General features: G+C 31.0%; 14 protein-coding genes. 6 read left to right on the forward strand and 8 right to left on the reverse strand.

Features of this window, described 5'->3' with window-relative positions:
* Window positions 1–69: 69 nt before the first annotated feature.
* The 5 genes from ACKGJY_RS07230 to ACKGJY_RS07250 form a co-directional block, all read right to left on the reverse strand.
* Window positions 70–1,878 carry a PspC domain-containing protein gene (locus ACKGJY_RS07230; RefSeq protein WP_413973201.1) on the reverse strand — a complete coding sequence of 603 codons (1,809 nt, stop codon included), beginning with the start codon at window positions 1,876–1,878 and terminating at the stop codon, window positions 70–72.
* Window positions 1,871–2,239 (reverse strand): PadR family transcriptional regulator, encoded by a 369-nt coding sequence (locus ACKGJY_RS07235; RefSeq protein WP_413973202.1) that lies wholly within the window; start codon window positions 2,237–2,239, stop codon window positions 1,871–1,873. The genes ACKGJY_RS07230 and ACKGJY_RS07235 overlap by 8 nt, the downstream gene beginning before the upstream one ends.
* A gap of 197 nt (window positions 2,240–2,436) precedes the next feature.
* Window positions 2,437–2,883 carry a DUF4870 domain-containing protein gene (locus ACKGJY_RS07240; protein ID WP_413973203.1) on the reverse strand — a complete coding sequence of 149 codons (447 nt, stop codon included), beginning with the start codon at window positions 2,881–2,883 and terminating at the stop codon, window positions 2,437–2,439.
* A 340-nt stretch (window positions 2,884–3,223) separates the two neighbouring features.
* Window positions 3,224–4,261, reverse strand: a complete 1,038-nt coding sequence (gene cydB / locus ACKGJY_RS07245; protein WP_413973204.1) for a cytochrome d ubiquinol oxidase subunit II — start codon at window positions 4,259–4,261, stop codon at window positions 3,224–3,226.
* 10 nt (window positions 4,262–4,271) lie between these two features.
* Window positions 4,272–5,627 carry a cytochrome ubiquinol oxidase subunit I gene (locus ACKGJY_RS07250; protein WP_413973205.1) on the reverse strand — a complete coding sequence of 452 codons (1,356 nt, stop codon included), beginning with the start codon at window positions 5,625–5,627 and terminating at the stop codon, window positions 4,272–4,274.
* Between the two features lie 325 nt (window positions 5,628–5,952).
* On the opposite strand from ACKGJY_RS07250, the gene ACKGJY_RS07255 reads away from it, so the two are divergent.
* From ACKGJY_RS07255 to ACKGJY_RS07280, 6 genes are all read left to right on the forward strand, one after another.
* Window positions 5,953–6,447, forward strand: a complete 495-nt coding sequence (locus ACKGJY_RS07255; RefSeq protein WP_413973206.1) for a hypothetical protein — start codon at window positions 5,953–5,955, stop codon at window positions 6,445–6,447.
* Window positions 6,448–6,460: 13 nt separating this feature from the next.
* Complete coding sequence (locus ACKGJY_RS07260; protein ID WP_413973207.1) at window positions 6,461–7,336, forward strand: sterol desaturase family protein; 876 nt, start codon at window positions 6,461–6,463, stop codon at window positions 7,334–7,336.
* A 114-nt stretch (window positions 7,337–7,450) separates the two neighbouring features.
* Entirely contained in the window at window positions 7,451–7,906 is a 456-nt protein-coding gene (locus tag ACKGJY_RS07265) for a DUF4442 domain-containing protein (protein ID WP_413973208.1), read from the forward strand.
* Between the two features lie 32 nt (window positions 7,907–7,938).
* Complete coding sequence (locus ACKGJY_RS07270; RefSeq protein ID WP_413973209.1) at window positions 7,939–8,457, forward strand: hypothetical protein; 519 nt, start codon at window positions 7,939–7,941, stop codon at window positions 8,455–8,457.
* Window positions 8,458–8,540: 83 nt separating this feature from the next.
* Window positions 8,541–9,341: a TIGR00266 family protein gene (locus ACKGJY_RS07275; RefSeq protein ID WP_413973210.1), complete on the forward strand. Its 801-nt coding sequence runs from the start codon at window positions 8,541–8,543 to the stop codon at window positions 9,339–9,341.
* A 123-nt stretch (window positions 9,342–9,464) separates the two neighbouring features.
* Complete coding sequence (locus tag ACKGJY_RS07280) at window positions 9,465–9,662, forward strand: hypothetical protein (protein WP_413973211.1); 198 nt, start codon at window positions 9,465–9,467, stop codon at window positions 9,660–9,662.
* Window positions 9,663–9,716: 54 nt separating this feature from the next.
* Here ACKGJY_RS07280 and ACKGJY_RS07285 read toward each other — a convergent pair whose 3' ends face one another.
* The 3 genes from ACKGJY_RS07285 to ACKGJY_RS07295 all read right to left on the reverse strand — a co-directional run bounded on the left by ACKGJY_RS07285 (window position 9,717) and on the right by ACKGJY_RS07295 (window position 12,770).
* Window positions 9,717–10,658, reverse strand: coding sequence for a LysR substrate-binding domain-containing protein (locus tag ACKGJY_RS07285; RefSeq protein WP_413973212.1), 942 nt, complete (start codon window positions 10,656–10,658; stop codon window positions 9,717–9,719).
* A 192-nt stretch (window positions 10,659–10,850) separates the two neighbouring features.
* Window positions 10,851–11,276 (reverse strand): DUF2141 domain-containing protein, encoded by a 426-nt coding sequence (locus tag ACKGJY_RS07290; protein ID WP_413973213.1) that lies wholly within the window; start codon window positions 11,274–11,276, stop codon window positions 10,851–10,853.
* Between the two features lie 162 nt (window positions 11,277–11,438).
* A complete protein-coding gene (locus tag ACKGJY_RS07295) occupies window positions 11,439–12,770 on the reverse strand; it encodes a DUF58 domain-containing protein (protein WP_413973214.1) in 1,332 nt (443 codons plus the stop codon).
* Between the last annotated feature and the right edge of the window lie 43 nt (window positions 12,771–12,813).

A 12,813-nucleotide genomic window follows, 5' to 3' on the forward strand; every position in this document is an offset into this window, starting at 1 on the left:
AAATATAGTTGTAATAGTTCTGTGTTTTTAAAATTGATTTCTCAACTGTTGTTTTTTGATGATGAATTGTTAGTTATCTGATTGTACATCAATACCACTACTGTTAATATTTACTTTAACATCGTCCGATTCTATTTTTATACCGCTAGCATTAATTTTTACATGATCATTATTATCTTTAATTTCAATACCATCTCCATCAATAGTAACAGTTTCAGTATCTACGTTTACAGTTAAATTTTCATCTTCACAATCCATACACTTGGTATCATCTTTCATAATTTTCAAATATTGTTCTTCCTGTCCGTTATCTAAAATATCATCATAATTAGATGTATTTCTATGAAATGAATATGTGTTATCATCGGCATATAAAGTAGAGCCTTCTGGTAAATATAAAATTAACTCTACTTCTTGATCTCTATACTTATTTTCAAATCCTGTGGTTAAAAACGCATCAAGATTAAGTGTGTTACCTATCAGTGTATAGCCATAATTTATCTTTTCAGCACGTTTTTTTGCAGCGCCATAACTACTGCCTTCAGCTATTTTTTCAATATTAAGAGAGGCTAGCGAATCTTTTGTAGATCTTACAATCAATCTAATATCAGACGAATAAATTATCTTTTCGTCATTCTCATCAGGTACAATTTTAAAGCTGTTAGCATCTCTATATAAATAACCACGTTTAGATCTGTAATAATTATCATTACCAACCATTTTTACAAACACCGTATCATTTGCTGTAATAAGTAGCTGCTCTTTTTTAACAACATTAGCATCAAAAGCATGTTCGCTAGCCTGTTTTACACCCATTATTATTAAACCAATTACAGCAATAAACCATAAACCTAATAAAGAGAATTTAGCTACGTTACCTATAGATTTAAGATTATTAACTAAAATTTTTAAACCTAAATACGCTAGAAAAAAGAAAGGAACCCCAATTGCGAAAAATACAAGTAAGGATACCAACCAAATAGGAGTATTTGCAGCATTTGCGGCATTTATAATATCAAAACCAGGTATGTTTACAGCATCAGAAATTCCAACTGTAAATACTGAAACTATTAAAGCTATAACAGTTACTGATCCTACAAATAATAATAGTGCTCCAATAAATTTAGCAAAGATTTTAAAAATAAACATCACAACATCGCCCAGTGTTTCAAAAAACGATCTTGAAGACGATTTTATAGAGTTAGCACTTTTTTTTACATCTACATTTCTAGCAGCGTTTGATACGGAATCTGATACATTTTTGGCAACGTCACCAACAGTTTCAGTTACCGTATCAAAACCATCTTTAATTTTTTTTTCAATATTACTAATGTTAACAGGTGCTCCTGTCATCATTATTTTTTCGGCAGTAGTTTTAGCTTCTGGCACTAAAATCCATAGTAAAATATAGAGTAAAACACCCGTACCGGCTACGGCTACTAGAAGTATCCAAGCTAAACGAATCCAAATAACATCTACACCAAAATAATGCGCTAAACCTGCAGAAACGCCACCCACATAAGAGCTATCAGTATCTCTATACAATCTTTTTGAAGGTGCATATTGTGTAGATTTAGAGTAAGATTGATGTGGTTCATCCTCAAAAATCTCATCATCTACTAAGTAATCCTCTGGCTGCCCCATAATGGCAATTACAGCGTCTACCTCTTTAATACGTATTACTTGTTTATCGTTTTGCACGCGCTCGTTAAAAAGTTCGGCAATACGCGCTTCTATATCAGCGATAATTTCAGATCTACCTTGAGAATCTGTAAATGAACGTTTTATAGCCTCAAGATAGCGTTGTAATTTAAGGTAAGCATCCTCATCTATATGAAAAAATATACCTGCTAAATTTATGTTGACTGTTTTATTCATCTTCTTTGTGTTTTTCTTGTGCTGAATGTATTTCAGTATGGTTTGTTACAATGTTTACTGCGTTACGCAATTCGTTCCAAGTAGTATCTAATTCTTTTAAAAATAATTTACCGGTTTCGGTTAAACCGTAATACTTTCTTGGTGGTCCAGAGGTACTTTCTTCCCATCTGTAATTTAAAAGTCCAGCATTTTTAAGTCGCGTTAGCAAAGGGTAAATTGTACCCTCAACTACTAGCAACTTTGCGTCTTTTAGCGTCCCTAAAATCTCCGCAACATAGGCATCGTTATCCTTTAATACCGATAGTATGCAAAACTCTAAAACGCCTTTACGCATTTGTGCTTTTGTGTTTTCTATCTTCATAGTGTCATTCCTTTAATGTTGTAAAACTGTTCATTTTTTGATTGATTTGATTGATGATTATTGATGAAATTTTAAATAATATTAATTAGGGCGTTACCACAAGGGTCGGGCTTTCACTAGTCGCTCCTCCTTAGGTCGGGAGCTTCAACATACCGTTCAATCCCTAACGCGGTATTGGCTATTAATTCAGATTGCTGTCATTTTAAAAAATTAATAGTAAACGGATAGTTGTAAAATTGGCCATCTCTAGCTTTTAAACTCGCAATAACAATTAGTGCTAACTCTATAATAAAAGCGAGTATAGCCAATACACCTAAACCACCACCAACATAAAGTAGGGCAGATGGCTTACCCATGGAAATATGAAAATCGTGTAACCCATGAAAATCTATAAAATCTAAACCGCTAAAAATTTTAAAAATAAAAAATGGTACTGTAAGTGTACCCAATATTATGGCATACAATAACATACTAATCTGGAAGTTTAAAGCTTGCTTACCGTGTTGGTCTATAAAGTCGGATTTATCTTTGTTAATCGTCCATAATAATAGCGGCCCAATAAAATTTCCAAGTGGAATAACAAACCTACTAAAGGTAGATAAGTGAATAAATGTGGCAATGTTTTTTTGATGATTATCTAACATGATTTTTGTTGATTGATTAAAACATATAATAGTTTCTTATACAAATATATGTCTAAAAGAAGGTACTTTGTTACGCATAGTACTAAAATTTAACATTTTTTTAACATAGTTTGAAGCTCTTTATAATCAAAAGAGAAAAGATTAAAATATGAGAATACTTCTAAAGTACTCTGCTATATTTTAAACTTATATATGTTTATATGCGTACAAATAAAACACAATGATATATTTAAAATTAAATAGAGAATTTATGTTAACTATTTGTATTATAGTGTTTTATTTTGGTATTTAAGTGTAATGTGTATGTTAAATTCTCTATAAATTAAATAATAGAGTATAATTAATAACTGGTGTCATCTAATTTTACTTTACCATGAAATGTTTTGTACAGAAACAGAAAATATCCAGCTAAGAGAGGTGCGCCAATAAGAACAATAGTTAACATGATACCCAAAGATTTTTGAGACGATGCTGCATTATAGATAGTAACACTATAATCTGGATGAATTGTAGAGGGTAATAATACAGGATATAATTGAAAAGCTACCAACATTAATAAAAACGACATGGTTAATGACGAAAAAATTAAAGCACTAGCATACTTTTTTTTAGATACTAGCCGCGGTACGTTAGCTACTGCTAAAAAAGCAAAAACCGGAAGTATAAAAAATACAGGATATTCTTTAAATTTATCTGTAACACCTGGTAAAAATACCAGCGTATATAAAGACGTAGCTGCAAAACTCATAATAAAAAAAATCATACTTTTTTTAAGCAAAAAAGTTAATCTTGCATGTAACCTACCTTCAGTTTTTAGTAATAAAAAAATAGCACCTTGCGTCATAAATAAAGACACGGTAGTTACGCCAACAATAATAGCATAAGGATTTAAAAACGAAAAAAACATACCACCTTTGTAGCTGTAATTTTCACCTAATGCAACCCCTTGAAGTAAGTTGGCTAAAACCACACCTAATAAAAATGAAATTAATGTATTTGATACAAAATATATAATATCCCAAGTTTTACGCCACCATAGCATATTTTCAGCACTTCTAAATTTTATCGCAGAAGATCGTAATACCAATAACATTAAAAATAACATAAATGGTACATACATGGTAGATAGCATAGTAGCATACATTACTGGAAAACCAGCAAACAATGCGCCACCACCAATAATTAGCCATACTTGGTTGGCATCCCACAAAGGGCCTATGGCATTTATTGCAATACGCCTACTTAAATCTTTTCTAAAAAATAAGTGCCAAGATCCTGCACCGTAATCAAAACCTTCTAAAATAGCATAACCTGAAAATAGTAAGCCTACTACCAAATACCAAAGCGTTGGATAATCTAACCCTAAAAAAGTGTTCATAGTTATGTGTTTAAACGTATTTTAAAAATTCATCTGGATGTTTAGCTTCATCGTAAGGCCCATGCTTAATCTTTTTATTTACCGAATAAATAAATAGAAGAAATAATATGGTATACACCACTAAAAACAGTATTAATGAAAATAGTATTTGATTAGAAGATACCTCTTGCGAGAACCCTTCATTAGTTCTTAAGTGTCCATAAACTATCCAAGGTTGTCTGCCCATTTCGGCTGTAAACCAACCTACTTGATTTGCTATTTGTGGTAATAACACCGAGAATGCGAAAATTTTTAATACCCATTTTTTTTCAAATAAAACCCCACGCCACCATAAGAAACAGGCATATAACGTAAGGCCAATTAAAAACATACCAATAAAAATCATAATATGATAAAATTGAAATACAGCATTTACCTGCCTAGGCCTGTCTTCTTTAGCAAATGCGTTTAATCCTGTAATGGGTGTACTAAAATCTTGATGTACTAAAAAAGATAAACCACCAGGTAATTTAATACCAGTTACCTCTTGGGTGTCGTTATTTACCCAACCAAATAAATACAAATCTGCTGGTGCAGATGCTTCATAATGCCCTTCCATTGCAGCAAGTTTAGCAGGTTGGTTAACTGCAACGCCATCTGCAGAACTATGCCCCGATAGTAATTGTGTTAGTGAGACTATTGTAGCAACACCTAAAGCTATTTTAAACGCTTTTTTAGATATTTCTACATAACGCCCTTTTAAAAGATAATAGGCGTGCACACTTAATACTAAAAAGGCACCAGCTAAAAAAGCACCTTGCCATACATGTATTATTCTATCTACACTGGATGGATTAAAAACCATAGCCCAAAAATCGGTAACTTCTGCTCTCGCATTAAAACCTTCACCAACTATATGATAACCAGCAGGTGTTTGCTGCCAACTGTTGGCTACAACTATCCAAACTGCTGAAAACATCGAGCCTAGAAACACACCAATAGTTGAAATAAAATGAACCTTAGGCGATACTCTATTCCAGCCAAACAACAAAATTCCTAGAAAAGCACTTTCTAATCCAAAAGCAAATAAACCTTCTGCGGCTAGTGCGCTTCCAAAAATATCACCAACGTATCTGGAATATACGGCCCAATTAGTACCAAATTCAAACTCCATTATTATACCAGTAGCTACACCAATACCAAACGTTATAGCGAAAATTTTTAACCAAAAGCGCGTTAAAATCTCATAATGTTTGTTTCCTGTTTTAAGATACATACCTTCCATATATACCATAATTAGCCCCAAACCAATACTTAAAGGCGGATATATGTAGTGAAATGCAATAGTGAAAGCAAACTGGATTCTGGCAAGAATTTCTGTATCCATATGGTTATATATTTTCAACACAAATTTAAAAATATATATTGCTAAATTGGGTAACATTCATTACATAATTATACATTTTTCGTAATAATCTTAATAGTATTTAAATGTTTTTTGAAGAGAAAAATATGGTGTTATTGCTATTAATAATAATTGTATAAATACAGTTGTAATTATTAGAAATAAATAACTACTAAACATAATAATTTAGTTGAAGTGTTAGCCCAAAACTTAAGCTATTACCAAAAACTTAAAAACGTTTGTAACTAAAGTTACTGTTTTTAAAACTTAGAGTATTTAATTTTACATCTTTAAATATATTACAATTATGAATGTATTACCAGTAGTATTTAGCCTATTATTTATGTTATCAAGTTGTAATGATGCTGATGATAGTATTGCAACCAAAAATGAAACTGAACTAGAAAGTAATGAGAGCGCCAAAGCAAGTATAGTTAGTGTAACATCTACAGGAACAGCTGGGGCTTATGTTTTTAGCGTAGGTATTGCTAGTCCTGATACAGGATGCGATCAATATGCAAACTGGTGGGAAGTAATATCCGAAGATGGTAGTACACTAATTTATAGAAGAATATTGGGGCACAGTCACGTAAACGAACAACCTTTTGTTAGATCTGGAGGTACAGTTACTATAGATGCATCTCAAATGGTAATTATAAGAGCACATATGAATACTTCGGGTTATGGTATAAACGTTTTTAGAGGTTCGGTATCAACAGGTTTTAAAGAAGATACTTTGGCTGAAAACTTTGCTGATAACCTATCAATGCAACAACCATTACCTACTAATTGCGCGTTTTAGATAATTTGTAATTATGGAAAAATATATAAATGGTTTTAAAGATGCCTTTTTAGGTACTGTAGATTGGACGTATAAATCAATTCTTTTCGATGTGCTATGGTACACCAATTATTTTTATGGACTTCTTATCATTTCACTCTTAATTTGGTGTTTAGAAATAGCATTTCCCTGGCGCAAGCAACAAGCAATATTTAGAAAAGATTTTTGGCTAGATGGCTTTTACATGTTTTTTAATTTTTTTATTTTCTCTGTAGCTATAAGTGGGTTTTATAAGCTTTTACAAATTGGGTTTTTAGATTTAGGAATAACAAACAAATCGCTTGCATTATTTAACCCTTCGGGTTGGCCAACATGGGTTCAACTTTTAGTGTTTTTTGTGTTGTTAGATTTTGTGCAATGGTTTACACATACGCTTTTACATAAATATCCATTCTTTTGGCAGTTTCATAAAGTACATCATAGCGTTAAAGAAATGGGGTTTGCAGCGCATTTAAGATACCATTGGATGGAAAACATATTATATAAACCCTTAAAAACTTTTGCAGTAATGCTGTTGTTTGGGTTTGAGCCAGAACATGCTTATATCGTTCATTTTATTGCTATAACTATAGGTCATTTTAATCACTCTAATATTAAAATTACTTGGGGGCCTTTTAAATACATTATTAATAACCCAGTAATGCATTTATACCATCATGCTTATCATTTACCAACGGGTAAATATGGTGTAAATTTTGGCATAAGTTTAAGTGTATGGGATTATATATTTAGAACGAATTATATTGCAGAAGACGGTGGGCAAATTAAATTGGGGTTTCCAGGAGACGAGGAGTTTCCTAAGGATTTTGTAAGTCAAAACACCTATGGTTTTAAAACTACAAAAAAGTAATATTACGTTACTTTTCTTAACCTACTTCTATAATTATTTTATCAGGATTTATTTAAAAAAATAGTATTCTTACATATTTAAATTTTATAACTTACCATAAAATTATATGTTTTTATGAAATTAACCCCTAGTAAATTAAATACGTTTAGCCTGTTTAAGTTACCATCTGCCTATTTTTGTGGTGTACGTGTAAAATATTTAGATGATAAAAAATGCGAAGTCTCTGTAAAACATAGGTGGATCAATCAAAATCCATTTAAATCTATGTTTTGGGCAGTACAAGGTATGGCGGCAGAACTCTCATCTGGCGCATTAATGATTGGTAAAATACAAGAAACTGGAAAAAAAATATCTATGTTAGTTACCACAAATAATGCAACTTTTACCAAAAAAGCAACGGGCAGAATAACTTTTACATGTAATGATGGGCATTTGATAGATGAGGCTTTAAGAAAAACTATTGCAACTGGAGAAGGGCAAACCATTTGGATGAAAACCGTTGGTATTAATGACGATGGGGTAGAAGTATCTATCTTTAATTTTGAGTGGAGTGTTAAGGTGAAGAGTTAATTTTCAATTAAAGAATAATTAATTTAAAGATAATGTCCGACAAAAATGATTTTGAAATAAGAGGAAAGATTCTATCTTCTAGTTTACTAATTGAGGAACAACTTAATAGGATTATCTATAATTTTTTCATTCCTAAATCAATAGATAAAATTACTAGAAGTAAGTTTTTAGAACTTTTCGTCTTCAATAAGACTTTTGGCGGTAAGTATCAAATTTATTCTGAATTGCTAAAAACTGGCAGATATAAATTAAAAGTGGAAGAACAATTGAAGAAAAAACCTGTTTCACTCCAAAAAGAAACTATTTATGAGTTCGATTCCTTTAAAGAATTAGTTTCTAAAAACTTGAGCAAACTTATTAAAGTTAGAAATGATGTTGCACACGGTTATGATATTTCAAAAGCTTTTGTTGCTTTAGAAGATGGTGAGTTTGTTTTTGCAAATAAGAATAAGTTCAATAAAATAATTAATTCAGATGTGGAGGATTATATTAAGCTGACAAATGAAACTAATATACTGTTAAATATTACTCAAGGAGTTTTACAAGACTAGAAATCTTAATAATGCTGTAACAAAACCGTAAACTAATCAACATATAAACAAATCAACAGTTAAACATAAAAACATCAATTAAAATGACTTCACACGAAATAGATTATCGCATTTATGGCGAAGAAATGCAATATGTAGAAATAGAATTAGATCCGCAAGAAGGTGTTATAGCAGAAGCAGGAAGCTTTATGATGATGGATGATGGTATAAAAATGGAAACTATTTTTGGAGACGGTTCTCAAAAAGACACAGGCTTTTTAGGTAAAATATTAGGTGCAGGCAAACGTATCCTAACTGGAGAGAGTTTGTTTATGACGGCTTTTTATAACGATTTAGTAGGTAAGCGTAATGTGTCTTTTGCATCGCCATATCCTGGAAAAATTATCCCAATAGATTTAACTGAGTTTGGTGGTAAGTTCATCTGTCAAAAAGATGCTTTTCTTTGTGCTGCGAAGGGTGTAAGCGTTGGTATAGAGTTTTCAAAAAAACTAGGACGTGGTTTATTTGGAGGCGAAGGTTTTATTATGCAAAAATTAGAAGGTGATGGTATGGCATTTGTACACGCGGGTGGTACTATGGCTAAAAAAGAATTAGCAGCAGGAGAGACATTAAGAGTAGATACAGGGTGTATTGTGGGTTTTGATCAAACTGTAGATTATGATATTGAATTTGTAGGCGGTATTAAAAATACTGTATTTGGTGGCGAGGGGCTATTTTTTGCCAAATTACAAGGCCCAGGAACAGTTTTTGTTCAATCTTTACCATTTAGCAGACTTGCTGGTAGAGTGCTAGCATCTGCACCAAGAAGCGGAGGAAAAGGTAAAGGTGAGGGCAGTATCCTAGGTGGTTTAGGTGATATTTTAGATGGTGATAATAGGTTTTAACACTGTTAAAATCCTATTAAAATGGTATACTTTTGTAATTTTTGTTTAACTTTATACACTAACCTAAAAACAGTGCATATACCAAAATCTACTTTATTACAAACCTAAAATCCTAAAATTAAAATGGCAAGAGCAATGCTAGATTACACAAAAACAATACTTGAGAAAGTAAGTTTTGACGCGACATTGTTTTGCAAAGAAGTACAAAAGGCAGTTGAAAGATTATTACCTTATGAGATTGAAGAGCTTAAACATTATATTCTATCTCTTGTGCAGCAAAACCCAGAATTAAATCAATGTATGATTTATTTGAAAGCATAAAAAAAGCGACCTAAAGGTCGCTTTTTTAATTTACTCATAATACTTTTAAAATTGTCACTTACTTGGTAAAGGGCTAATAATTTTTACATCCTGAAATTTAATTGCGCCTCGAATAATTCCAGTTATTACAGATTGCATAGCCTCTATAATCTGCATTTTTAATTCGCTTTTATGATAAATAATACTCACCTCTCTAGCAGGAGAGGGCTCTTCAAAATAATGTAAATTATGTTTAATATTAGTATTTAAATCTAAAGTATGTAAGTAAGGTAGCAGCGTCATGCCTAAGCCTTCGTTAGATAGTTTTATTAAGGTTTCTATACTACCACTTTCCAACTGAAACTTATCGTCTTCATGATCTTTAAAAACTTTACATAAATTAATAACGCCATCTCTAAAACAATGGCCATCTTCTAGAAGTAGCATATCTTCAATTACTAAGTTTTCAACTTTAATTTTTTCTTGTGTATGTAATTTATGTCCTTTAGGTATATAGGCAACAAAAGGTTCAAAATACAAAACGCGTTCTTTAATATTATCATTTTGTAAAGGTGTAGCAGCAATGGCAGCATCTAAATGTCCTTCATTTATGCGATTAATGATCTCTTCTGTATTAAGCTCTTCAATTTTTAATTTAATTTTTGGATACTTTTTTATAAAAGTTTTCAAAAACATGGGTAGTAGTGTAGGCATGATTGTTGGGATAATACCTAATTTAAACTCTCCACCAATAAACCCTTTTTGCTGATCTACAATATCTTGAATTCTATATGACTCATTAACAATATTTTTAGCTTGGTTTACAATTTTTCTGCCAACATCGGTTAACTCAATAGGTTTTTTACTACGATCAAAAATCAAAATATCAAGTTCGTCCTCTAATTTTTGAATTTGCATACTCAAAGTAGGTTGCGTAACAAAACATTTTTCTGCTGCTTTGGTAAAGTTTTGATGTTCAGCAACGGCCAATACATAGTATAATTGCGTAATTGTCATTAAGGTAAGTTTAGATTATAAAAATATAAAAACTATCAATCTTACTTATAGAATAATAGTTTTTTTATAAACTATTATTGTTTATACATAATTATGATTGTATTTAGTGATTTTTTAAAATTGCAAGTTAAATATTAACTAAAAAACAAAAGACGACCATTTGGTCGTCTCTCAGTTATATATCTAAATAGATTAGAATTTAATATCTATATCTAAGTTAGTTGTATTCATTTCAAATTTTGCTTCTGCAAATTGTGGTGGTCCATAACTCATAGGGTTATTAGACATGCCGTATGATTCTTGTGGCATACCTCTATCGTCAAAATCCATAGTATTATTATCATTTTCATCGTGTAATGCCATAATAGCGTAAGTTCCAGGTGTTACATTTTTAAAAGTTACTAAAATTTTACCATCAACTATTTTACTTTTAGCATTTTTTATGCCAGGGCCTCTCATAAAAGTTTCTTTGGTGTGTAGTGATACTGCAACGCTTCCATTATTATTTGTAATATTTTTGATAGTTACAGTTATAGTGTTTCCGGTGTCTACTGCTTGTGCATTAGTAAAATTTACGGTTAAGAATAATGCGATAAATACTGTTGTTAAAGTTTTCATGATGTATGTTTTTTAGTGTTATGTTTTGTTGAACACTTCAAAGATGCGATACTCATTTAGTATTTTATAATTAGAATTACCGAATTGTAAATTTTTGATGATGAATTGTTGATTTTGGTATTGAAGACTAACAATTTAGGATTTAAAACTCTAACATTTTTTTTATAATAACCCTCTAGCTTTTATTTCAAGATATTTATTAATAGTATCTACAGTTAAATTTTTTGGTGTAGTTAATATAGAGTAGATACCAAATTTTTTAAGTTCATTTACTATTAAACGTTTTTCAAAATCAAACTTTTCAGCAATCACTTTATCATAAACTTGCTGTACCGTTTCTGCTTTGTCGTTTATAAGTGTATCAATTTCTGTATTCTTAAAAAAGATAACAACTAGTAGATGACTTTTAGCAATGGCTTTTAAATATGGTAGTTGCCTATTTAAGCCATCTAAAGTTTCAAAATTAGTGTACATTAAAAGTAAACTTCTGTGTGTAATATGTCGTTTAATGTTGTCATATAGTTTTCCGAAATCACTTTCAAAATAATCAGTTTTCACATTATATAACGCTTCTAAAACTAATTGCATTTGTCCGCTTCTACGTTCTGCAACTACTACATTATCTATCTTTTTTGAAAACGATAACATACCAGCTTTATCATGCTTTTTTAAAACAATATTACTAATGACTAAGGTGGCATTAATAGCAAAGTCTAATAAGCTTAAACCATCAAAGGGCATTTTCATAATCCGCCCTTTATCAATTATGGAGTATACGGGTTGCGACTTTTCATCTTGAAATTGATTGACCATTAATTGATTTCTTTTAGCTGTTGCTTTCCAATTAATAGTGCGTAAATCATCACCTAACACATATTCTTTAATTTGCTCAAACTCCATGGTGTGTCCTAAACGGCGTACTTTTTTAAGCCCAAAATCCATGGCGTTTTTATTAATATTTAATAGCTCGAACTTTTTTAATTGTTTAAAACTTGGGTAGGTTGGTACCATAGTTTTAGTATCAAACATAAAACGTTTTGCTACTAATTTTAAGGCAGAAGAGGCATAAATATTTAATAACCCAAAATGATACTCACCTCTTTCTTTGGGTGTTAAATTATACGTAATATTTCTATTTTGCCTAGGACGTATTGTTTCTTTTATTTTGAAATCTCTAATTTGAAATTGTTCAGGAATTTCATCTATAATTTCTAAATGAGACACAAAAGTGTAGTTGTTTCTAATGTTAATTTCAATTTGATTTGCATCGCCATTAGAGAATTTATCAGGAACAATTCTACGAGCTTCAATTTTTTGTTTCCCCATAAAAATAATTAACATATCTAGAAAAAATAGACCAACTAAAACCAATATACTTAACTGTGCAATATTAAAAAGTAGAGGTATAAAGTAGCTTAAAGCAAATAGAACTACAATACCAATACCTGCATAAAAAAAACGGGGTTGTATGTAAAAGGGTTTTAGGAAATTCAATATTTTAGTTATTGGTGAATACTGCTTACTGATAACTGAGATT

The sequence above is a fragment of the Hyunsoonleella sp. 2307UL5-6 genome (genome assembly GCF_047345485.1).
GTDB lineage: Bacteria > Bacteroidota > Bacteroidia > Flavobacteriales > Flavobacteriaceae > Jejuia.